This is a genomic window from Orrella sp. 11846, from assembly GCF_048820935.1.
In the GTDB taxonomy this organism is placed as follows: domain Bacteria; phylum Pseudomonadota; class Gammaproteobacteria; order Burkholderiales; family Burkholderiaceae_B; genus Algicoccus.
In genome coordinates this window covers 13112-36646 of record NZ_JBMERD010000004.1, presented here as the reverse complement: position 1 = coordinate 36646, position 23535 = coordinate 13112, and the positions used below count along the sequence as shown (strand labels likewise).

Sequence of the window (23535 nt, the reverse complement as noted above, 5' to 3'; positions counted from 1 at the left end):
CTAAACCCCAACGTACAGGCATCCACACAGACTGCCACACAAACCTCGACGATCCGTTTTGTGCAACCACCCAAAGACGTCATTAGTCAGCTTCAGCCCGAACAACGCACACGTTGCGAAGTCTGGACCCGAGTCATGGGCTACCACCGTCCGGTGAGCTCTTTCAATATTGGCAAACAAGGTGAATTTAATGAGCGCAAGTTCTTTACTGAATCAAAGGACAGAACTCACGCGTGAGCCAAGTATTGGCGGGCTAGTCAAGTTTTCTACGGTTGACTGGCCCGACCAGCTTTGTGCCACGTTGTTTCTGTCGGGTTGCCCATGGCGATGCAGTTATTGCCACAACCCACATTTGCATGCGCGTCAGCCCGGATATGACTGGGCCGACATTGAAGCATTTCTACAATCTCGCATTGGTTTACTAGATGGTGTGGTCCTATCAGGTGGTGAGCCCTTAATGGACCCTGGCATCGATACCCTCGTTCAACGCATCGCTGATATGGGGTTTCAGATTGGTTTACACACGGCCGGTATTTATCCGGAGCGATTGCGAGCCATCTTGCCAAGTATTCACTGGGTCGGGCTAGATATTAAAACCCTGCCCAAACAATACGACAAACTCACCTTTCGTCGTGATTCTTGGCGTCCAGTTGATCAATGTCTGGAACAACTTAATCAGTGGTCGGGCACGTGGGAATGTCGCACGACCTGGTCAGAAGCCTGGTTGTCTCAGGATGATCTACTGGCACTGGGGCATTACCTCAAAACTCGAGGTGTTTCTCATTATGCCGTGCAGCGATTTCGCCACTCACCGGACGAACCGCCTCGAGACATCCTCAAAACCAGCACACAAGAAGCACTTGGCAACTTATTTGAAAGCATGGAAGTTCGCTAATCCAGATTCGGATCGATCAGAAGCTGTCCCAATTGTTTGTCGGTCAATCTTCGAGCGCCTCCATACTGCCTCTAACATCAGTCATTAGGTTATTCTCGAACCAGAGTCCAGATATTCACAACGCATCCTGATTATCTGTCGTTCACAGAAGCGAGTCATTCCCTACAATCGTCGGAGGATTTTCACATGCCAATCAACTTTCATGATGAATCAAATCGGCATATGTACACCGGACGTCAGGCTGATCAAAGCTGGTTTGATGCGATGCGCGCTTTAGTGGATGCACGGGGAAAAACGGTCGTCGACATCGGATGTGGCGGTGGTATCTACAGTGTCGCTTGGGCCATGATGGGCGCTCGACAGGTTATAGGCGTTGATTTTTCTGAAGTCATGCTCACTACGGCACGCGAAACACTCAACGCCATGACTCAGTTGCAATTTGTCTATGGCAAAGCCGATGAAACAGGGCTGCCTAACAACAGTGCCGACATCGTCTACTCACGAGCACTCTTGCATCACCTAGATGAAGTGGATGGGTGCGCTAAAGAAGCCTGGCGTCTCCTAAAGCCCGGTGGTGCAGTTATTTTTCAGGAGCGCACACCCCAGGACCTATCCCATCTTGGCTCACCCGCACATCTGCGAGGCTACGTCTTCGATGTCTTCCCGCATTTAATGAAAATCGAAGAAGCGCGTCGTCCTGAAAAAGAAACCGTAATCGAGGCTTTACGCAACGCCGGCTTTGAAGATGTTCGTACAGTAGAACTCGAAGAAACACGACGTATTTATGTGCACTTTGAAGAACTTGCGCAAGACCTGCGAGCTCGCAAAGGACGCTCCATTTTGCATGCCTTAAATGACGATGAACTAGAGATCCTCATCGAGCATATTCGCGCATCACTCAACAACGAAGAACCCATTATCGAGAAAGACCGCTGGACGCTCTGGCATGCGATGTCTCCAAATTAAATCTGATGCGTATAACACTACGCGAACCGGACTCAAAAAGTGAGGAAACCAAACGATTATCCAAACACGTTATTCAGGGTTGCGCATTAATATCAGTCAAATACCAATTTTTGCATTACTGAATATTTGAGAATTTCACATTGGGATACTCAGTCGTTGTTCAATCAAATATTTTCTAAAGATTCAATCTAGGCATCGCTTTTCTAACGCTTGTGCTGGCGATAAAATTTCAAATTCCCAGTCAGTAGGCAGAAGTTCCAGCAAGTCCTTATCTCCACTAATTAACCACTCAACGCTTCCTTGGATAGCAGTATGAAGGAACATGCCGTCATTAGGATCGCGACTGTATGCTGGTCTAGGCGGTGTAGGCAAGTCAACCCACTGTGCTGCAGCAGAGAAATCGTGTATTAGTAGTTGTCTTCGATCGATACTAAGGTAGCGATCAAATTTCGGACGCCAGAGCCTAGTTTCAAACTCCTCGAAAGTTTCTCGTGAAAACACTAACACAGCGTGCTGTAATAAGTAATCAACAATCTGAGCTGACGCTGACCGCGGCGAAAGCGCGGCGCCAATCAAAACATTCGTATCAACAACAGCTCTCTCAATTGTCATCGGATAAGAGCTGTTTCAGCTTCTCTTCGGTCAAACCCTTTGAAACAGCTTCTTCTGCACTTTGCTTTAGAGTGTGTCGCAGCCGATTTGCATAGAACGCTCGCATTGCCTTGTAATCTTCCGCAGACACCATAACACCAACGACACGATTGTGTCGCGTGACCTGGATCGGTTCGCGCTGCACTCTATCAATAAGCTCACCGAATCTAGTTTTTGCCTCATTAGCAGTAAAAGTTTGCATTTTGAGCCTTTCAGTTCCGATCTAATTACCAAGCAGAATGCCTTAATCGTTCGATTTGTTCAATAGGTTCGAATTGGATGATTCGGAGTCTAAAGCGTTCTTATCTGTTAATTACTGCCAAAAATCAATCTGTAGCTTACACAATTACACGAACATTTTCTTTAGAAAGCTGTCCAGCGTAGTGTTCGCCCGAAAACACATCTAAATCAGGTTTTTCTTTGATCACTTTGACCAGACGCACTAAGCAATTGGCGGAGTCAGCACTAGTCATCGTCATCATCCAAAAAGTATTGACGTGCGTTTTCCCATGTCGGACGGATCTTCTCTTCCAGAGACAAAGTAAAGCCTAGCGCAAAAGCAAGCTTATGCACCTCTTCGATGCCCACATTCTCGCCTTGCTCGATCCGCATCACCATTTTTCGGTTAAGGCGAGCAAGCTCCCCTGCTTGCTGCTGCGTCAATGAGCGATCTTGGCGCATTTTACGTAACAAGCGACCAAAGTCTTCTGATAGGAATCGCATATAAAAGTCCCATATAAAGCACTTTTCTCATTATTTAGTTAAAAATGTACCATATATAGGACTTAAAAACATGATTTTAAGTACAGTCAAACTAGCTGATTTCGACCATTTCGTGCATTTAAAGCACTGCAACTTTCATCTGGTGATCTTGGATTTATTTTTTAACTGCGTCTAGCGCCCAAGGTGATGATTGGGTTAATTGCCGTACATCATCTCAGGTAACGATAATGCGATATCCGGGAAAACAGCAAGCAATGCAACGGCCACCATCAGCATCAGAAAAAACGGGAATGCGGCTTTGGAGATGAACACGATGTCACGCCCTGTCATGCCTTGCAAGACAAACAGGTTCAGTCCCACCGGAGGCGTTAACTGACCCATCTCAACGACTAGAACCAAGTAAATACCGAACCAGATGGTATCAATGCCACTGGCTTGCACGGCCGGCAAAAGAACGGCTGTGGTCAAAACCACAATTGAGATCCCATCCAAAAAACAGCCCATCAGCACAAAAAATACCGTGAGTACGGCTAAAAACGTCACATGACTCAATTCCATGCCAGTAATCCAGGTCGCAATCGTGGCCGGCAATCCTGAATACCCCATGGCCAGCGTCAGAAAAGCGGATCCTGCCAGAATAAATGCAATCATCGATGACGATAAAGTCGCAGCCACCAGCCCTTCTTTGAAGGTTTGCCAGTTCAGATCCCCAAAAAACCAGCTCATCAATAAAGCCAACACCACGCCAACTGCCGCAGAGTCCGTGGGACTCGCCAAACCGGTATAGATGGAACCCACAACACCGATAATCAGAATTGTGACCGGAATGAGTGTGCGAGACGCTTTGAGCTTGTCTATAAAACGCATCGGTGGGTCTTTGGGAGGCGTGACCACCCGGCCTGTCGAAGAGCATAAGGCCACATAGGCCATAAACAGCCCAATCACGAGCGTACCAGGCAAGACACCGGCGATAAAGAGACGCGCAATCGACTGCTCAGCAGCCACGCCGTACACAATCAAAATAATAGACGGTGGGATCAAAAGCCCAAGCGTGCCTGAACCCGCAATCGTCCCCAACACAAGCGATTCATCGTAGCCGCGTGCCTTCAACTCAGGAACCGCGACTTTGGCGACCGTGGCACAAGTGGCCGCTGACGAGCCACTGACCGCTGCAAAAATGCCCGACGCCAAAATACCGACGTGACCTAAGCCACCGGGCATAGAACGCATCCAGGGCGCTAAACCCGTAAACAGGTCTTTAGACATGCGTGAGCGAAACAGAATCTCACCCATCCAGATAAATAGCGGCAACGCAGCAAGCGACCACTCTGAAGAAGAACTCCAGATGTTGGTCGCCAACACATTCAAGGGAGGTGCGCTAGAGAACATCAGCACACCGGCAAGCCCAGTGAGAAAGAGCGCAATCGAGACCCAAACACCGAGTGCCAGACTACCAATCAACACGACGACTAGCGTCAAAGACATCAAGGCTTCAGACATTACAGAACCTCTTCAGCAGGACTGTCGTCACGAAACGCTTCGCTTTGACCAGTTCGTAAAATCTCCACAAGCGTGTCGATAGCCGCAATTAGAAAGACAAACACCCCAAAACAAAGCACACTTTGTGGAATCCATAAAGGAATGCGCAACAAGCCCGACGCTTTGTCACCCCACTCATAAGACTGCATCGCCAGATTGCCCAAACTGACGGTAAACAACACCCCCATCAATACAGCACTCAAGCACACCACGATTAGCGTGCCACGGCGAATTGGGGACGGCAGTTTAGATTCAAGCAATGTGATTCGAATATGCGCGGCTCGACGCAAACCCAAACCTAAGGACAAAAATGTTGCAAATGCCAATGCATAGCCAGACAACATGGCATAGCTTGGAATCAATAAGCTGTAACTGACACCCAACAGGTGCATGGCCAGATAGTCAATCAGATTTAAAAACACCTGACCAAACACAATGACCGCAATGCCCACTAAGGACAAAGCTGCAAAAAAACCGCTTATGCGATACAGCGCATCAAGCAAACCTCGCATCAGCGTCTCCACACCTGTTGGGTTGTTTCACGGTGAATTACTGACCAGAAAAGCGCTTGAGCACTGCCTGACCACGCTCACCGGCTTCTTTGGCCCACTCATCACCCATTTTCTTGCCAATTTCTTGAAGTGACGCATTGAGCACATCGCTACCGTTACTCACTTTAATGCCGTTTTCGACGAGCTTTTGACGCTGTGCTGTGTGATCAGCCTCAGACATTTCCCAGCCACGTGCTTCAGCTGCTGCGGCCGCATCCAACACGGCTTTTTGTTGATCCGCTGGCAGCGCATCAAACGCCTTCTGGTTCACAACAATGATGTTTTTGGGTAAGAAAGCCGCCACGTCATAGAAGTGACTCAAATAGTCCCAAGCTTTACTGTTCACACCGGTTGATGTGGAGGTCAGCATGGCGTTGACGCGACCTGTCGTAAAGGCTTGCGGCAGATCAGGCACTTCAACTTGGGTTGGAACAGCACCCGCCAATTGTGCAAGTCGCTCGGTCTGTGGGCTGTACGCACGGAACTTCAAACCTTTCAGATCATCAATGCTCTCGATGGGACGATCGGAATACAAACCTTGGGGCGGCCAGGCGACGGAATACAGCACCTTGATATTCTGGCGTCCCAGTTCTTTTTCTAGCTCTGCTTTAGAAGCTTCGTAGAGTTTTTTGGAATCATCAAACGAAACCGCGACAAAGGGGACGGAATCCAGTGCGAAGATCGGATTCTCATTAGCAAGGTTCGAGATGATAAATTCACCAATCGGAATCTGCTGTGAACGCACTGCGTTTTTAATTTCCTGATGCTTGATGAGCGAACCGGCTGGATGCACTTTAATGGTCAGTTTGCCATCTGTGGCTTTGGACACATCATCCGCAAACTGCAAGATGTTTTGTGTATGGAAATTCGCTTCAGGATAAGGTGTTGCCATTTGCCAAGTCTCGGCCTGCGCAACCGCCACACCCAAAGTCATAGCAAAACCGCCTGCAATCAAAGATTGATAAAGCTTCATAATTTCTCCATCGAATGAGAGGAAACCACCATAAGTAACCATTAGTCAGTATCGTCAGTTTCATGAGAACCTGTCAATCATCTAGGGATTAAATCGGTGTAAACACCTACCCACATCTCTTAAAAAGAATCACGCTGTCCTCTACACTGATGACAGTCGTTTCAGAGATATCAAACACATAGAAAAATACCTGACAAACATCTGATTAATTACTTTTTTGAGTAACACACCATGAACATTCGTCATCACACGCTTGTCGAAGGCAATAGCTTAAGTTTTAAAGGTGGTTTCTTTGGGTTTTCAGCGATTGTGCTGATTGAAGCCGACGGACAAGCACCCGTCCTATTTGACTGTGGGCACCACAGTACACGACTGCTTTTGACTGATGCTTTACAAGCGCGTGGTTTAAAACCCGCGGATATCGGAACGGTGTTCTTATCGCATTTGCATTTTGATCATGCAAACAATATTGATTTGTTTCCAGATGCGCGCTTTATGCTGGGTGCGAGTGAAATGCAATATGCCCAAGCACCGGCTGAAGACGATCCGTTTTGTAGTATCGGCACCAATCATTACCTGAGCACTCGCAATGTCGAGCGACTGGACAACGAAGAAGGTGAGGTTTTTCCGGGTCTCTACTATCGACACGCACCGGGCCACACACCGGGCAGCTATTTATTACATTTCACCAACCCACAAGGCGAGCGCGTGGTGTTGGCTGGCGACGCCTGTAAAACCTATCGAGAACTCGTCACGCGTGAATCAGGGCACATCTTTGATCCACAAAACCGCGCCGAACAAACTCTGCAATGGATCGCCACCCACGCAGATGTGATTGTGCCGGGCCATCATCCTGAATTGCGCCGCTCAGACAATGGCTGGATTTGGGATGAACCATCCAGACTGGAACTCATCGTTCGTTAAACCAGCGTTCATTGCAAATCGTGCAAGTGATTCAAGTTCACAAAGGCTTGCTCATCCTCAAACGGCACTTGCTTGGCTTTCAACACCTCATCCATCCAGGTGCGTGCTCTTCGCAGGTCATTCGCTAAAAACACCTCCAAAGTCTCGCGCGCATGAGTGGTCGGTAACAAGCAAGTGAGCGGATGAATCTGTCCCTGTGCACAGGCATAAGTTGCTTGACCTTGACTATGCGTCCAGAGAGTTTGCGCTAGATTAAGGGGTAGACAAGGTGTGTCACACGGTACAACCAGCAAATAGTCAGCTTGCGTCGCTGCAAGTGCCGCCTGCACCCCGCGCAAAGGGCCTTCAAAGCCCTCGACCTCATCGGTTACGACCGCACCACGAGCTGCATAGTCTGACAGATGACGATTCGCACTGATCCAAACCTGTTGAGGGGCAACTGTTTGTTGACGCAAACGTTCTAACACGTGATCCACCAACGCTTTGTCTTGCCAAACTTGTAGCCCCTTATCGCGCCCACCCATGCGTTGACCCTGACCACCAGCCAAGATGACCGCATCATAAAGAAACTCAGGGACGGGTTGATCCGTGGTGTCCGAATCGCTCATAAACACACATGCCTGACTTTAACGATCGAAAGGAATAAAGGTCACGAGATCACCGGGCGCAATCTCTGTCTGTGCAGGTATATCCACCAATCCGTCGGCTTGCGCCACACTGGTCGTCACGCCAGATCCTTGATTCTGACTACTGAGTACGGCCTGCAAATGACCTTGCTCATCAATCTGTGCCGCCACACGAACAAACTCGCGCTGACGACCCAGCCTAGACCACTCAAACGCCGCCGGTATGCGCAAGCTCAACGGCATCACATCGGTATAACCCTGCTTGGCTTTCAGGAAAGGTCTCGCTAACAACACAAATGTCACAAATGCACTCACGGGATTGCCAGGTAAGCCGATAAAGTTGGCTTGACCGATCTGACCAAACACAAAGGGTTTACCGGGCTTCATCGCCACTTTCCAAAGATCAATCCGACCGAGTTGGGCAACCACAGTTTTGACATGATCTTCTTCACCCACAGACACACCACCGCTTGTGATTAACACATCACAATCTTCTGAAGCCTGCTGTAAAACTGCTGTGAGCGCTTGCACGTCATCAGACACCACGCCATAGTCTTGCACTGAAGCACCTAAGTTTCGCAACAAAGCCCCTAACGCATACCGATTGCTGTTGTAGATCGTGCCAGGCCGTAAAGACACACCGGGCTCAACCAGCTCATCGCCCGTAAAAAACACCCCAATGCGCAAACGTCGATACACGGGCACTTGTGCAATCCCGACTGACGCCACAAAACCCAAATGACGTGCTTGTAAATGTGTCCCCGCATTCAGAATGCATTGCCCGGCTTCAATGTCTTCCCCCGCACGCCGAATATGCTGCCCAGAACGCACCGAGGCAGTCAGTTTTATTGATTCGTCCTGCTGCTGCACCACCTGTTCTTGGGGAACCACCACCGTACAACCTTGCGGGATCGGGGCACCCGTAAAAATCCGAGCGGCTTGTCCGCGTGCCAAAGGCGAGCCCACTTCTCCAGCGGCAATTCTTTGCACGACTGGCCAAACGATCCCATCCCCTTCTTGCCAGTTCAGTGCATAACCATCCATGGCGCTGTTATCAAACCCAGGCACCTGAATCCCTGACACGAGGTCTTGCGCAAGTACACGGCCTTGGGCTTGCTCCAGCGCACACATTTCAATCGACAGGGGTTGTCCCAGTTGCGCCAACAATGTCTCGCGCACGGTTTCCACAGACATCATTTCCGCTACATTCATCGGCTTGGTTTTCATTGTGAGGATCCCCCCAAACCATGCTCAACCGCATAAATCGCAGCTTGCACACGGTTATTGAGCTTTAATTTTCTGAGCACGCTTTGCAAATGAATTTTGACGGTGCTTTCGGCCAGATCTAACGTGCGTGCAATTTCTTTGTTACTGGCACCTGAGGCCAATTCCCCTAAAACATCACGTTCTCGAGCTGTGAGCTTTTCTAAAGTGTCATCAATCTTGTCGGGGCCACGTCGCAAGGTTTGAACCAGTTTGGCCGTCATCTCGGGAGACACAACCGATTCCCCTGCCCTCACCTTGCGAATCGCTTCAACCAAATCTTGCGCATCGACGTTTTTGAGTAAATAACCATCGGCACCCGAATAAAGTGCCTGCGCTAAATCATCACTGTCTTCGGAGACAGTCAACATAATGATCCGTAAATCCGGTAAATCTTGGCGTAAAAGCTTCAGCGCACCAAGCCCTGACATACCTGGCATATGCAGATCCAGCAACACCACATCGGGCTTAAGGGCTTTGACTCGCTTAATACCATCTAACGCATCAGGCGACTCGCCTACAACCTCCATGTCCTCGTGGCGCTTTAACAGTGCCCTGACCCCACCCCGAAACAGGGCATGGTCATCAATCAAAAGAATTCGAATGGCATCTTGGTTTTGAGTTGTTTTCTGAACCATATTGACCTCAGGCCACAACGCGCTGAGCTTTACTCAGCAACAAGGTGACACAGGTTCCGGTCTCTGGCCCTGAAGCCACATTTAATTGCGCCCCCAACCGGCTGGCGCGTTCTTGCATAATATGTAACCCCACATGCTGCTCATGATCAAAATCTACTTTTCTAGAATCAAATCCCCGACCATTATCACAGACCTGAATTTCAAAATCCTCATGATTTCTCAAATCAATCTGAACAGTTGTTGCATGCGCATGTTTACGCACGTTTGACAGCGCTTCTTGCACTACAAACAGCACCTGTAGTTGCTGTTCGGGCGTCAACACGGGCCCTGCGTTATCGACATTCAACTGCACCGTGATGCCAGTTTGCGTTTCAAACCGTTGCACAGCCGCTTCAAGTGCCATGACGATGTCGCCTTCGGGCGACTTCATCCGAAAGTTCGTGAGCAACTCACGTACATCGTCATAGCTCTCTTTAATGCCGACCTCAAGCAAAGGCATGATTTGATTGACCTCCGTTTGATCCTGTCGATCTAGGGAGTCTCTCAACATCCGAACCTGCATTTTTAAGAAGTTCAGTCCTTGAGCAATCGAATCATGCAGGCCTTGTGCCACTAAGTTACGTTCTTGGGCAATCGCCAGTTCTTTCGTGCGCTCCAGCAGACGATGGTTTTCAATGGCAACCCCAAAGTGCTGCCCCAGCGTATCGAGTAAACGCCGATCTTCTTCACTAAAGCGTCGTGGCACCTGAAAATGCAACGTCAAAATACCCAATTGCTGATCGGCATATCGAATCTGCCCCACGGCCAATGACCCAAATCCTTCTTGCTGACAGGGAATGACATAGGTATGAGAAGGCTCTCTGAAGTCATGAATCCGTGTTTCACGGGCACCAGCAGCCTGACCGCACAAGCATTGATTCACGAACATACACTCTTCTTGCTCCACCAAAGTGGTCGACAAGCCTTGATGTACCGTCAGACGCAAACTGCGAGTTCTGGGCTCCAACATCCGAACTGAGCCGCCATCAGCACCAAAGTAGGTGATCACGCGCGACAAAAAACCTTCGCTTTTCTTGCGAATGTCACCTGAACGACTTAGGTAGGCAGAAAATTCGTAAAGTGTCGAAAGCTCTTTGTTTTGTCGGGCATAAAGCTCAGTTTTGACACGAACCCGATCCTCAAGCTCTCGATATTGTTCACGTAGTTGAGCAGCCATGTCGTTAAAGCCCATGGCAAGCTCACCGATCTCATCCGTACTTTCGACCGGCACGCGATACGTGAAGTTACGTGCTGCCATTTCCGTCACCCCTTGGCGCAACGCTTCGATGGGTCGGATCACCCAAGCATATAAAAAGAAAATAATGGCGACAGCACCGGCCAGCATCAAGGCCACCAAACCGAATTGTGACGCCCTTAATAAAAAGGTATCTCGGGCGTTTTGTTGCTCAACTAAACCGACTAAACGATTGGTGTCCGATACAAACGTTTTAAGTGCAATTTCATACGCTTGTTGGGCACGTGCCAATGACATCGAGCCTTCGTAAAAACCCAGTGCTGCAGGACGCAGTTGATCATGCCAGATCCCTTGTACCCGAACCAATTCGGTTTGTGCCGCCACATTGGACGGCAGGCGCAAAGGTCGTGATGGCACGCCATGACTTAAATTATTCAAGGTGTCGTCGACCTGTGAAATCAAAGCCGGAATCCGATGACGGCTCGCTTCACCTTGACTTAACGTCAGTGCTAAACGCGTCGATTGCATGCGCAAGCTACCCGCATCATTAATGGCCGCGGCGGCACCTTCCAGTGTCCAAGACAGCCATAAAGTGCCAAACACCATCGTCAATCCAAACAACAAGGCCGCCATCGTCAGCACCACCAAACGCTTGCCGAGCCGATCTTTGTTGGGACGGGGTGGTGGGGATTGGCTGACATCATCTCGACGACGGTCTTTAGACAATTCAGGCGCAGTTGGATGCACGGTCTCAGCCATGGTCACGACCTCCTGAATTCATGGGCAATCCTAAATGGGCACAGATATTGTGCACAATCTGTTGCGGATCATTGAGTGACCAGATTGGTACAGTGCTTTCAAAGGATTCATCACTGGCCATCGCCACCAGATTGGGGTCATCTAAACATCGAGGCGAACGTTCCAAAGCCGGCCGAAATACCTCAAGACGCGCGATAGGATCGGCATGAAACCCTTCCACCAGCACCAAATCACAGGGTGCTAACCGATCGATCTGCGAATTCAAATCCGGCATCGCCTCACCAGCCAGCTCACGCACGATGGCATAACGCCAAGCGCTACACGTCATCACTTCCTGCGCACCGGCGCGCCGAAATCGCGCGCTGTCTTTGTGTGGTGGCTCGAGCTCAAAGTCATGATGCGTGTGTTTGATCACGCTGGTGTGTACGCCGGCCGCTTTCAGAATCGGCAACATCGCTTCAATGAGCGTGGTTTTACCGCTACCTGAATGACCCGAAATTCCAAATATTTTCATGACTCGCACCTGCCGAACTGATTCGCTCACGATGAACGACCTTCTCTATTGTCCTTCAAATCACACCAATATACACACTCAGCAAGTGAGTATTCAGGGTTTTTAATCATCAAACGCAGCCCTTTCTCCTTTCCCACACACATAAAAATCCGTTTTAAAACAAACCTCCAACAAGAAACCTCTCCTCCAAAAGGACTAGAGACAGTTACTCCGAACGAAGCCAAAACCCTGCGCGATTGAAGAATGTTCAGCCCTCATCAATTTGCTTACGATTTTCTGTGAGTGTGATTCGGTCTGCACTCCGTCAACTATCACCCGAAGACCGATCTTGCGAGGAGACGCGAACGTGGAGCCCCAACTACGCAAACCCATCATGATCCTGACATCGAGCACGATCGCATTTACGGTCTGTTTTGCGGTCTGGATGATGTTTGCCGTGATCGGCATCCCGATCAAAGAGCAACTGGATCTGACCGAAACCCAATTTGGATTACTCGCGGCAATGCCGGTCCTCACGGGCTCTCTCGTGCGTGTGCCCTTAGGCATCTGGACTGACCGTTACGGCGGTCGCCCCGTGTTTTTCTGGCTCATGATCTGTACCGTGATTCCAATCTGGCTCATGTCCTATGCCACACAATACTGGCATTTTCTGGTGGTGGGTTTATTTGTCGGTTTGGCCGGTGGTTCATTCTCCGTCGGTACCCCCTATGTCGCACGCTGGTTCCCTAAAAACCGTCAAGGCTTGGCGATGGGTGTGTTTGGGGCGGGTAACTCGGGATCGGCTGTCACTAAATTTGTCGCACCCGCACTCATCGTCTTAGCAGGGGGTGCTTGGACAATCGTGCCGCAAGTCTATGCCGTGGCAATGTTGATCACAGCTGTTTTGTTCTGGTTTTTTTCTGCCTCCAACCCTGCCCACTTGGTCAGTAGCGGAACCTCATTGGGCGATCAGCTCAAAATGCTTAAAGACCCACGTGTCTGGCGCTATTGTCAGTATTACTCCGTCGTCTTTGGTGGCTATGTGGCACTCGCCCTGTGGATGACCAAGTATTACGTGGGTGAGTACGGTTTCACCATTCAAACGGCCGCTTTGCTCGCAGCCGTGTTTTCTTTACCGGGCGGTGTGTTGCGAGCATTGGGCGGCTGGATTTCTGACCGTTATGGTGCTTATCAAACCACTTGGTGGGTGATGTGGGTGTCTTGGGTCGCTTTTTTCTTACTGAGCTATCCACAAACTGATTTCACCATCACCACGATCGATGGACCTAAAACCTTCACGATCGCCCTGTCGGCGCCCATCTTTACCGCATTGTTGTTTGTCGTGGGAATTGCCATGGCGATTGGTAAGGCCTCGGTTTTTAAATTTATTTCAGACGATTTCCCTGACAACATCGGTGCGGTCTCTGGGGTCGTTGGACTCGCTGGGGGTCTGGGCGGGTTCGTGCTGCCCATTATGTTTGGTGCATTGGTCGACATCACAGGCATCCGTTCGTCGAGCTTCATGTTGCTGTACGGCACGGTCTGTGTGTCTTTGATCTGGATGCACTTTAGTTTCCGTCGCGATCAGATATCAAAAGCGTCTTCTTAATTTTTTGATTGAATTCTTCTGGAGTACCTCATGTCTTCTTACGTACTGACTCGTTGGGAACCGGAGCAAAAAATCTTCTGGGACACAGAAGGCAAGCGCATTGCCTATCAAAACCTATGGATTTCCATTCCGGCTCTCATGCTCGCCTTTGCCATCTGGATGCTGTGGTCCGTCGTCGTGGTGAGCCTGCCCATGGCAGGGTTTGATTTCACAAAAAACCAGCTTTTTTGGCTAACTGCTCTGCCCGCTTTGTCTGGTGCCACGCTTAGAATCTTCTACTCTTTTCTGGTACCAATCTTTGGTGGACGTCGCTGGACCGCCATTTCCACTGCAAGCTTGTTGATCCCCGCACTAGGCATGGGTTTTGCGCTGCGCGACCCAAGCACGAGCTACCCCATTTTGCTGATTCTGGCCCTGTTGTGTGGTTTTGGAGGTGCGAACTTTAGCTCCTCCATGGCCAACATCAGCTTTTTCTTCCCTAAAAAGAGCAAAGGGTTTGCCACCGGCATGAATGCGGGCATCGGTAATCTCGGCGTCTCTCTGGTTCAATTTGTCACCCCCCTAGTCATCTCGATTGGTATGTTTGGCGCACTGGGCGGGGAAGGCTTCACCACGACAGGTGCCGATGGATCCACCAACACGATCTGGCTGCAGAACGCGGGCTTCGTCTGGGTGCCTTTCATTGTCGCTTCAACGCTGGCTGCTTGGTTTGGTATGCATGACATCAGCGATGCTAAAGCCTCGTTTTCTGAACAAGCCATTATTTTCAAGCGCAAGCACAACTGGCTCATGTGCTGGTTGTATCTGGGCACATTTGGTTCCTTTATCGGATTCTCAGCAGGTTTAGCGCTTCTGACACAATCTCAATTCCCAGACATTAACCCAGTGACCTATGCCTTTTTGGGCCCTTTAGTCGGTGCAGCTTTGCGCCCAGTCGGCGGCTGGATCTCTGACAAACTGGGCGGTGCACGCGTGACCTTCTGGACGTTCCTGCTCATGATTCTGACCGTGTTAGGCGTCATGTACTTCTTACCAGACACGAATTCTGCAGGCAGCTTCCCAGGCTTTCTGGCCATGTTTATCCTGCTTTTTGCACTCTCTGGTATTGGCAACGGCTCAACCTTTCGCATGATTCCGGTGATCTTCTTGCAAGAACGTCAGCAAGCGGCCGCTAAAGATGAAGAGTCTCAGCGTCGCGCCATGGCCGATGGCAGTAAAGAAGCCGCTGCCGTTCTTGGGTTTTCTGGGGCAATGGGCGCTTATGGCGGTTTTTTTATCCCTAAAACCTTTGGTACATCGATCGATATCACAGGCACCCCCCATGCCGCACTTTGGGTGTTTGTGGCTTTTTACGTCAGTTGCATGCTCGTGACCTGGTGGTGGTACTCACGCCGTCATGCCCCCATGCCCTGCTGACTTTTTAACTGGCCTAGTCCAAAAGGAGGGGGTGGTCCCTATCCATTCGGAGTTTGCACTATGCCTTTGACGTATAGGCAAATCCAAGGCACCACCCTAAGATTTGTAATAGACAACACATCAGCGCATTATCCGCTCGTATGGAGAAACAACTATGAGTCATTTTCTGGATCGGCTGACCCACTTTTCATCGCCCAAAGCGTCGTTTTCTGATGGGCATGGACAGGTCACCAATGAAGACCGCACCTGGGAGGATGCTTACCGCAACCGCTGGGCACACGACAAGATCGTGCGCAGTACGCACGGCGTGAACTGCACAGGCTCCTGTTCTTGGAAGATCTATGTCAAGGGTGGCATCATCACTTGGGAGACTCAGCAAACCGACTATCCGCGCACACGCTGGGACATGCCCAACCATGAACCACGGGGCTGCGCCCGAGGCGCCTCCTACTCTTGGTACCTTTACAGTGCCAACCGCGTCAAATATCCAATGATTCGGGCGCGCTTACTCAAACGCTGGCGTGCCGCGCTCAAAGTCGCTAAAACGCCCGTCGATGCCTGGGCACTGATCGTTGAAGATCAAGAAGCTCGCAAAGACTACCAACAAGTGCGTGGCATGGGTGGTTTTGTGCGCAGCACCTGGGATGAGGTCAACGAATTAATTGCCGCCGCCAACGTCTACACCGTCAAACAGTACGGACCCGATCGCGTCGTGGGTTTCTCGCCCATTCCAGCCATGTCGATGGTTAGTTATGCCGCAGGCAGCCGCTATCTCTCATTACTGGGCGGCGTTTGTCTGAGCTTTTATGACTGGTATTGCGATTTGCCACCCTCTAGCCCACAGGTTTGGGGTGAACAAACAGACGTGCCTGAATCCGCTGACTGGTACAACAGTGGCTACATCATCGCTTGGGGCTCGAACGTGCCACAAACACGAACCCCCGATGCCCACTTCTTTACTGAAGTTCGCTACAAAGGCACTAAAACAGTTGCCATCACACCGGACTTCTCTGAAGTCGCCAAGCTCTCAGACATGTGGCTGCATGCCAAACAAGGGACAGACTCCGCATTGGCCATGGCCATGGGACACGTCGCGCTGCGCGAGTTTTACTTCCCACAAGATGGTCGCACCCGAAGCACTTACTTCGATGACTACGCCAGACGGTTTACCGATCTGCCCATGCTCTTGTTGCTCAAAGAAAAAACACTCGACGATGGTCAAGTCATTCAAGTGCCAGACCGTTATGTGCGAGCCAGTGACCTGGCAGACAACCTAAATCAGGCCCATCACGCTGAATGGAAAACCCTTGCGTTTGATACACAAGGCAAGATCGTCGTCCCCAACGGTTCTGTGGGTTTCCGCTGGGAGCCTCATGGTGAGGGCACTCAATCTGGCTGGAACCTCGAGCCACTCGATGCCGCTACACAAACCGAAGCACGCTTGAAACTGTCGATCGTGGAAGATGGTGAACAGGCACACGAAATCGTGGACGTTGGTTTCCCATACTTTGGGGGTCAGGAAACACCCCACTTCACCCATAACCCCGCACAAGGCGACATCAACCGTGCCAAAGTACCCGCCACGCGCATCACATTGAGTAATGGCGAATCCGTGCTGGTCGCCACCGTGTTTGACTTGCAAGTTGCGCAATATGGCATTGACCGCGGTTTTGGTAGTGGCGCTAAGTCCTACGACGACAACGCCCCTTACACCCCGGCCTGGCAAGAAAGCATCACCGGTGTGCCTCGCGATCAAGTCATCCAAGTCGCACGTGAATTTGCAGACAATGCTGACAAGACCAATGGTCGCTCCATGATTATCATCGGCGCTGGGATGAACCACTGGTATCACTGCGACATGAGCTACCGAGGTGTCATTAACCTCCTCATGATGTGTGGCTGTATCGGTCAAAGCGGCGGTGGCTGGTCTCACTACGTGGGTCAAGAGAAACTGCGCCCACAAACCGGCTGGACTGCACTGGCATTTGCACTAGACTGGATTCGCCCACCGCGTCAGATGAACAGCACCAGCTTTTTCTACGCACACACTGATCAGTGGCGCTATGAAAAACTCGACATGTCTGAAATCTTGTCACCGCTGGCTGATGTCAATCAATACAGCGGCAGCATGATCGATTACAACGTGCGTGCCGAACGCATGGGCTGGTTACCTAGTGCCCCTCAGCTCAAAGAAAACCCCATCGCTCTGTCTGTGCAGGCACAAACCGCCAACAAAGATCCCAAAGACTATGTGGTGGACGCACTGCGCAACGGCAGCTTGCAAATGAGCTGTGAAGATCCGGATGATCCAAAAAACTGGCCACGCAACATGCTGGTCTGGCGCTCTAACTTGCTGGGTTCAAGCGGTAAGGGTCACGAATACTTCTGTAAACACCTGCTGGGCACATCCCACGGCGTCCAAGGCAAAGACTTGGGTGCAGACGATGCGCGACCCAATGAGGTGAAGTGGCACAGCCAAGCGCCTGAAGGCAAGCTCGACTTGTTGGTGACACTCGACTTCAGAATGTCCACCACCTGCTTGTATTCCGACATCGTGCTGCCCACGGCAAGCTGGTATGAGAAAAACGACCTCAACACCAGTGACATGCACCCCTTCATTCACCCGTTGTCCACTGCCGTAGATCCCGTGTTTGAATCACGTTCTGACTGGGAGATTTACAAAGGTCTGGCCAAAGCCTTTAGTGAAGTGTGTGTGGGTCACCTCGGTGTCGAAAAAGACATTGTGCTCACACCACTCATGCACGACACACCGCAAGAAATTGCACAACCCTTTGGTGTCAAAGACTGGAAAAAAGGCGATGTGGAACTAATCCCAGGCAAAACCGCCCCACAGATCACGGTCGTCAATCGTGATTACCCCAATCTGTACAAGCACTTCATCGCCTTAGGCCCCTTGATGAAAGAAATCGGCAATGGTGGCAAAGGCATTGCCTGGAACACCGAAACCGAAGTCACTGAGCTTGGACAGTTGAACGGTGTCACGCGCGAAGATGGCCCCACCAAAGGCATGCCACAAATTGTCAGTGACATTGATGCTTGCGAAGTGATTCTGCATCTGGCGCCTGAAACCAACGGTCATGTGGCCGTCAAAGCTTGGGACGCCTTAAGCAAAGTCACTGGGCGCGATCACACGCATTTGGCCATCCATCGCGAAGATGAAAAAATTCGTTTCCGTGACATTCAGGCACAACCTCGCAAAATCATCAGCTCACCCACCTGGAGTGGTCTGGAAAGCGAGAAAGTCAGCTACAACGCGGGTTATACCAACGTCCATGAGTTCATTCCATGGCGCACGCTGACCGGACGCCAGCAGTTCTACCAAGATCACGACTGGATGATTGCATTTGGTGAGGGCTTTAGCACCTATCGTCCACCGGTTGACTTGAAAGCCACGCAAGGCATTCATGAAGCCAAACCCAATGGCAATCCGGAAATCCTGCTGAACTTCATCACGCCACACCAGAAATGGGGGATTCACTCCACCTATGGTGACAACCTGCACATGCTCACACTGAACCGAGGCGGACAAGTCGTCTGGTTGAGCGAAGACGATGCGCGTCAGGCTGGGATTGAAGACAACGACTGGATCGAACTCTTTAATACCAACGGGGCGATTGCCGCTCGTGCGGTTGTCAGTCAGCGGGTATTGCCTGGCATGGTGATGATGTATCACTCACAGGAAAAAACCATCAATACACCGGGGGCCGAAACCACCAAAATTCGTGGCGGTATTCATAACTCGGTCACCCGTGTGGTCACGAAACCGACCCACATGATTGGTGGTTATGCCCAGTACAGCTATGGATTTAACTATTACGGCACCATCGGTACCAATCGCGATGAATTTGTCGTGGTTCGCAAAATGCGCAAGATCGATTGGATGGAAGAAACGCGTGACGGTCAGCCTGCCACTGCAGAGCAAACCCAAGTCACGCAGTCCTGAACCCAGTCGAATCAAGGAGTCATTCAATGAAAATTCGTGCACAAATCGGCATGGTTCTGAATCTGGACAAGTGCATTGGTTGCCACACCTGCTCAGTGACCTGCAAAAACGTCTGGACCAGTCGCCCGGGAGTGGAATACGCCTGGTTCAATAACGTTGAGAGTAAACCCGGTATTGGTTACCCAAAAGACTGGGAAAACCAAGACCGTTGGAAAGGCGGTTGGGTGCGTCGCAGCAACGGCACCATTGTGCCCAAACAGGGTAGCAAGTGGCAGTTGCTCATGAAGATCTTTGCGAACCCACACATGCCCGAAATCGACGATTACTACGAGCCCTTTACTTTCGATTACGATTATCTGCAATCGGCCCCCGAAGTGAAAACTTCACCCACCGCACGCCCACGCTCTCTCATCACGGGCCAGCGGATGGAAAAAATCGAATGGGGACCCAACTGGGAAGAAATTCTCGGTGGTGAGTTTTCTAAACGCAGTCAAGACCATAACTTCAATGGCTTTGAAGCCGCTCAGAAAGAAATGGTCGGGCAGTTTGAAAACACCTTCATGATGTATCTGCCCCGTTTGTGTGAGCACTGTCTGAACCCAGCCTGTGTGGCGTCATGCCCATCGGGTTCGATTTACAAGCGTGAAGAAGACGGGATTGTGCTGATCGATCAGGACAAATGCCGCGGCTGGCGCATGTGCGTCAGTGGCTGTCCGTACAAAAAGATCTACTACAACTGGAAAACAGGGAAAGCTGAAAAATGTATTTTCTGCTACCCACGCATTGAAGCGGGTCAGCCTACGGTCTGCTCAGAAACCTGTGTTGGACGGATTCGCTACCTAGGTGTTTTACTTTACGATGCCGACCGCATCAGTGAAGCCGCCAGTGTCGAGCACGAGCGCGATCTGTATCAGGCCCAGCTCGATATCTTCCTGGATCCCAATGATCCGAAAGTCATCGAACAAGCCCGTCTGGATGGTATTCCTGATGCGTGGATGGAAGCGGCGCGAAATAGCCCGGTCTACAAAATGGCTGTCGACTGGAAAGTGGCCCTGCCCCTGCACCCTGAATACCGCACCTTACCCATGGTTTGGTACGTGCCACCTCTGTCACCGATTTCAACTGCTGCCAACGCAGGTCTGATCGAGTCCAAGGGTGAAATCCCAGATGTGAAGCAGTTGCGCATCCCCGTCAAATACTTGGCGAATCTACTCACAGCCGGTGAAACCGGTCCTGTGATCCGAGCCCTTGAACGCATGCTCGCCATGCGTGTGTATCAGCGCAATAAACATGTGGAAGGCCGTGTCGACATCAGTGTTCTGCAACAAGTGGGGCTCACTGAAGACGAGGTACAAGACATGTATCGCTACATGGCCATTGCCAACTACGAAGACCGTTTTGTGATTCCAACAACCCATCGCGAATACGCAGAAAACGCGTTTGACGTCCGTGGTGGCTGTGGTTTCAGTTTTGGCAATGGTTGTTCTGACGGTGTCAGCGAAACGAGCCTCTTTGGTTCCGAGAAAAAACGCACCATTCCGATCAAGGTGGAGTTCTGATATGGCCATCCTCAAATCCAAAGACCCTTGCAGCCTGACCCTACGTGTGCTGGCCCATCTGTTGCGTTACCCCGATGATGCGATTCGCAGCCACGCCAATGATCTGAAGCAAGCACTCGCGCAAGAATCGGCACTTTCTGCGTCTCGACGTGAAGAGTTGAACTGGCTGATCGATCACATCGCAAGCGCACCTGCACTAGACGCTGAAGCCGATTACGTGGAAACATTCGACAACGGTCGTCTGACTTCACTGTATCTGTTTGAGCACGTGCATGGGGACTCGCGCGATCGGGGTCCTGCCATGATTGATCTGATCCAGACGTATGAACAAGCAGGTCTCTATCTCAGTGAAAAAGACCTGCCCGATTATCTGCCCGTCGTGCTGGAATACGCATCCACCCAGCCCCCAGTGCAAGCTCGGGAGTTCTTACGTGAAATCGTGCACTTGGCGCAATTACTCTTTAGCGCGCTACAAAACCGTGAAAGCCCTTACGCCAGCGTTTTAGCTGCCGTTGTGGAATTGGCCGGTGAGCAAGCCCGAGCCGTCCAATTGCCCGAGCAAGCAGACCTCGATGAAAGCTGGGCAGAGCCTGAGGCTTTTGATGGTTGTGCCACACAAGGTCAGAACCGCCCAGGCCAGGATCAACCCATCCATCTCGTTCGAACTGTGAGTCGGACGTCCAACAAATCTTCAGGAGCGCAGGCATGAATACGCTTCATAACTTTCTGTTCAGCATCTATCCCTACATCTGCCTGACAGTCTTCTTTTTAGGCAGCTTGATTCGGTTTGACCGTGACCAGTACACCTGGAAGAGCGACTCGTCACAGTTACTGCGTAAAGGCCAGTTGCGATGGGGTAGCAACTTGTTTCACATCGGCATTCTGTTTCTCTTTTTTGGGCACTTTGTGGGGCTACTCACACCTCACGTTCTGTATGAGTCCTTTATAGACGCAGGCACCAAACAGATGTTTGCCGTGGTCTCAGGTGGCACCGCTGGAATCCTGTGCTTTATTGGTCTAACCATGTTGTTGCACCGTCGCTTAGCCGATCCACGCATTCGTGCCAACAGTCGCAGTTCCGACATTTTTATCCTCGCTTTGCTGTGGGTCCAACTCGTATTGGGACTGGCCACGCTGCCCATCTCACTGGGCCACAGTGATGGTTCCGTCATGCTGCAACTGTCCGACTGGGCTCAGCGCGTCGTTACGTTCCGTCCCGATGCCGGCACACTGGCAGGCATTAGCTGGATCTTTAAAGCCCATTTAGTGCTTGGCATGACGGTCTTTCTGGTATTTCCATTTACGCGTCTGGTCCATATCTGGAGTGGTTTTGCAACCGTCGGTTATCTCTTTAGAGCACCACAAATGGTCCGCAGCCGCCGACTTGGCCTCAAGCGCGGTTCCAACTAATCCCAAACCAGTCTGATCCATTCTGAACCGGTCTGCCCACCCAAGCCCACCTTGCGTGGGCAGACCCTCACCAGGACTTTCCTCATGATGACGAACACCCTGAATCAAGCCCGTATCAACCATGTTGCCTTGCACGCAGTTGATGAACTCATCGACCAAGATACTTTGCATGAACGCGCCCATATAGAAATCTTGCGCCAGCGCGCGGTCACGCTGGGTTTATTAACAGATCACCAATCCGATGTGTTTATCGAACCCGATCCTGATACCCAAGCCGCCATTGAAACCATGCTAGAGCAGGAAGTGTTGACTGCACAGGCAAGCGATCAAGAGGCACAGCGTTATTACGAAGCCAACCGTCAGAAGTATGTCGTGGATCAAGCCATCCACGCGCGCCACATCTTATTTGCAGTAACACCGGGTGTGAACGTGCAGGCACTGGCCAATCAGGCGGAATCTGTCCTTATGGCAATTCAGGCTCAACAAGGCCAACCAGAAGGTCTGACCGCTTTTGAAAAAGCAGCCGCACAATATTCCAACTGCCCATCGAGTGAACGTGGTGGTGATTTAGGCTGGTTGCGTCCTGACGAGTGCGCACCTGAATTGGCGAAGGCATTTTTTCAGGAGGCATCAGGACTTTTGCCTGTAGGTCTACATCAACGTCTGATTCATTCCAGATTCGGGCTGCATATCGTAGAAGTGCTAGCCACGCGCCCTGGACGTCAACTTGACTTTGAAGAGGTCAAGCAGCAGGTTCTGTTGGCTCTCGAGCAACGCTCACGCGCCACCGCTTTACGTCAATATATGCAAATCTTGGTTGCGCAAACCGAGGTCGAAGGTGTTACGCTCAAGGGCACAGACACCCCACTCGTTCAGGATTAAGAGACACACGCCAACCATGATGATTAGCAACTTTGATGAACTCATTGCAGCTGCCAAAGCGCAGGCCAACGACCAGCATTTAATATTGGTGTATACCGTCGCTGAATTGCCTGAAGATGCCACGCCACAGCAGCGTGCGGACTTTGAAGCTGGGCACGGCGGTGCGCTGGTGCCTGTGGCCTGCGTCGATAAAAAGCGTGAAGAGCTCACTTCTTTTGCGGACTTATGCGTCGAAGCGCGTGATTACGTTCCTGAGTGGAACGTGCTGTTTGCAGGCGCACTCGACGTGCCACCACTAGAAACGTTGAGTGATGACAAAATCGATCAAACGGTTGAGACAGTGCTCGCAAAAATCAAAGCAGGTCAATTTGAAACTTTGATTCCGTTCGATGCCAACGGACAAACCATCGATTTATCCCAATAGCAAACCACAGTTATCCTCAGAAACTGTGGATAACTC

General features: G+C 50.8%; 24 protein-coding genes. 12 read left to right on the top strand and 12 right to left on the bottom strand.

Annotation, left to right across the window (positions count from 1 at the left end; genetic code table 11):
- The first annotated feature begins 51 nt into the window (after positions 1-51).
- From nrdD to ACOI06_RS04375, 3 genes are all read left to right on the top strand, one after another.
- Positions 52-237 carry an anaerobic ribonucleoside-triphosphate reductase gene (nrdD, locus tag ACOI06_RS04385; protein WP_420661470.1) on the top strand — a complete coding sequence of 62 codons (186 nt, stop codon included), beginning with the start codon at positions 52-54 and terminating at the stop codon, positions 235-237.
- Positions 191-895, top strand: a complete 705-nt coding sequence (locus ACOI06_RS04380; RefSeq protein ID WP_420661303.1) for an anaerobic ribonucleoside-triphosphate reductase activating protein — start codon at positions 191-193, stop codon at positions 893-895. The genes nrdD and ACOI06_RS04380 overlap by 47 nt, the downstream gene beginning before the upstream one ends.
- Positions 896-1081: 186 nt before the next feature.
- The gene (locus ACOI06_RS04375; protein WP_420661302.1) at positions 1082-1861 is read left to right on the top strand and encodes a class I SAM-dependent methyltransferase; all 780 of its coding nucleotides are present in this window, start codon (positions 1082-1084) and stop codon (positions 1859-1861) included.
- 183 nt (positions 1862-2044) lie between these two features.
- Here ACOI06_RS04375 and ACOI06_RS04370 read toward each other — a convergent pair whose 3' ends face one another.
- From ACOI06_RS04370 to ACOI06_RS04340, 7 genes are all read right to left on the bottom strand, one after another.
- Entirely contained in the window at positions 2045-2473 is a 429-nt protein-coding gene (locus tag ACOI06_RS04370; RefSeq protein ID WP_420661300.1) for a putative toxin-antitoxin system toxin component, PIN family, read from the bottom strand.
- Positions 2463-2714, bottom strand: a complete 252-nt coding sequence (locus ACOI06_RS04365; RefSeq protein WP_420661299.1) for a type II toxin-antitoxin system Phd/YefM family antitoxin — start codon at positions 2712-2714, stop codon at positions 2463-2465. Before ACOI06_RS04365 ends, ACOI06_RS04370 begins: the two co-directional genes overlap by 11 nt.
- Positions 2715-2850: 136 nt before the next feature.
- Positions 2851-2985 (bottom strand): hypothetical protein, encoded by a 135-nt coding sequence (locus ACOI06_RS04360; protein ID WP_420661298.1) that lies wholly within the window; start codon positions 2983-2985, stop codon positions 2851-2853.
- A complete protein-coding gene (locus ACOI06_RS04355) occupies positions 2978-3235 on the bottom strand; it encodes a helix-turn-helix domain-containing protein (protein ID WP_420661297.1) in 258 nt (85 codons plus the stop codon). Before ACOI06_RS04355 ends, ACOI06_RS04360 begins: the two co-directional genes overlap by 8 nt.
- A 195-nt stretch (positions 3236-3430) precedes the next feature.
- Positions 3431-4735 (bottom strand): TRAP transporter large permease, encoded by a 1305-nt coding sequence (locus ACOI06_RS04350; protein ID WP_420661296.1) that lies wholly within the window; start codon positions 4733-4735, stop codon positions 3431-3433.
- A complete protein-coding gene (locus ACOI06_RS04345) occupies positions 4735-5286 on the bottom strand; it encodes a TRAP transporter small permease (protein WP_420661295.1) in 552 nt (183 codons plus the stop codon). Before ACOI06_RS04345 ends, ACOI06_RS04350 begins: the two co-directional genes overlap by 1 nt.
- A 37-nt stretch (positions 5287-5323) precedes the next feature.
- Positions 5324-6298 carry a TRAP transporter substrate-binding protein gene (locus ACOI06_RS04340; RefSeq protein ID WP_420661294.1) on the bottom strand — a complete coding sequence of 325 codons (975 nt, stop codon included), beginning with the start codon at positions 6296-6298 and terminating at the stop codon, positions 5324-5326.
- 231 nt (positions 6299-6529) lie between these two features.
- On the opposite strand from ACOI06_RS04340, the gene ACOI06_RS04335 reads away from it, so the two are divergent.
- Entirely contained in the window at positions 6530-7222 is a 693-nt protein-coding gene (locus ACOI06_RS04335) for an MBL fold metallo-hydrolase (protein ID WP_420661293.1), read from the top strand.
- 8 nt (positions 7223-7230) lie between these two features.
- Here the strand turns inward: ACOI06_RS04335 and mobA are convergent, their stop codons facing one another.
- The 5 genes from mobA to mobB are packed head-to-tail and all read right to left on the bottom strand — an operon-like array spanning position 7231 to position 12256.
- Entirely contained in the window at positions 7231-7830 is a 600-nt protein-coding gene (mobA, locus tag ACOI06_RS04330; RefSeq protein WP_420661292.1) for a molybdenum cofactor guanylyltransferase MobA, read from the bottom strand.
- Between the two features lie 18 nt (positions 7831-7848).
- Positions 7849-9075, bottom strand: a complete 1227-nt coding sequence (gene glp / locus ACOI06_RS04325) for a gephyrin-like molybdotransferase Glp (RefSeq protein WP_420661291.1) — start codon at positions 9073-9075, stop codon at positions 7849-7851.
- Positions 9072-9749, bottom strand: coding sequence for a response regulator (locus ACOI06_RS04320; RefSeq protein WP_420661290.1), 678 nt, complete (start codon positions 9747-9749; stop codon positions 9072-9074). The genes glp and ACOI06_RS04320 overlap by 4 nt, the downstream gene beginning before the upstream one ends.
- A 7-nt stretch (positions 9750-9756) precedes the next feature.
- Positions 9757-11742: a type IV pili methyl-accepting chemotaxis transducer N-terminal domain-containing protein gene (locus ACOI06_RS04315; RefSeq protein ID WP_420661289.1), complete on the bottom strand. Its 1986-nt coding sequence runs from the start codon at positions 11740-11742 to the stop codon at positions 9757-9759.
- A complete protein-coding gene (gene mobB, locus ACOI06_RS04310) occupies positions 11735-12256 on the bottom strand; it encodes a molybdopterin-guanine dinucleotide biosynthesis protein B (protein ID WP_420661288.1) in 522 nt (173 codons plus the stop codon). The genes ACOI06_RS04315 and mobB overlap by 8 nt, the downstream gene beginning before the upstream one ends.
- A 373-nt stretch (positions 12257-12629) precedes the next feature.
- Between mobB and ACOI06_RS04305 the strand changes: the two genes are divergently transcribed.
- From ACOI06_RS04305 to ACOI06_RS04270, 8 genes are all read left to right on the top strand, one after another.
- Positions 12630-13844, top strand: a complete 1215-nt coding sequence (locus tag ACOI06_RS04305) for an MFS transporter (protein ID WP_420661469.1) — start codon at positions 12630-12632, stop codon at positions 13842-13844.
- 30 nt (positions 13845-13874) lie between these two features.
- A complete protein-coding gene (locus ACOI06_RS04300; protein ID WP_420661287.1) occupies positions 13875-15260 on the top strand; it encodes a NarK family nitrate/nitrite MFS transporter in 1386 nt (461 codons plus the stop codon).
- Between the two features lie 154 nt (positions 15261-15414).
- Positions 15415-19224, top strand: coding sequence for a nitrate reductase subunit alpha (locus ACOI06_RS04295; protein ID WP_420661286.1), 3810 nt, complete (start codon positions 15415-15417; stop codon positions 19222-19224).
- Positions 19225-19250: 26 nt separating this feature from the next.
- Positions 19251-20783, top strand: a complete 1533-nt coding sequence (gene narH, locus ACOI06_RS04290; protein WP_420661285.1) for a nitrate reductase subunit beta — start codon at positions 19251-19253, stop codon at positions 20781-20783.
- Between the two features lies 1 nt (position 20784).
- Positions 20785-21492: a nitrate reductase molybdenum cofactor assembly chaperone gene (gene narJ / locus ACOI06_RS04285; protein ID WP_420661284.1), complete on the top strand. Its 708-nt coding sequence runs from the start codon at positions 20785-20787 to the stop codon at positions 21490-21492.
- Positions 21489-22193, top strand: a complete 705-nt coding sequence (gene narI / locus ACOI06_RS04280) for a respiratory nitrate reductase subunit gamma (RefSeq protein WP_420661283.1) — start codon at positions 21489-21491, stop codon at positions 22191-22193. The genes narJ and narI overlap by 4 nt, the downstream gene beginning before the upstream one ends.
- Positions 22194-22277: 84 nt before the next feature.
- Positions 22278-23075, top strand: coding sequence for a peptidylprolyl isomerase (locus ACOI06_RS04275; RefSeq protein WP_420661282.1), 798 nt, complete (start codon positions 22278-22280; stop codon positions 23073-23075).
- A gap of 16 nt (positions 23076-23091) precedes the next feature.
- Positions 23092-23499, top strand: a complete 408-nt coding sequence (locus ACOI06_RS04270; protein WP_420661281.1) for a ribonucleotide reductase subunit alpha — start codon at positions 23092-23094, stop codon at positions 23497-23499.
- Positions 23500-23535: the final 36 nt, after the last annotated feature.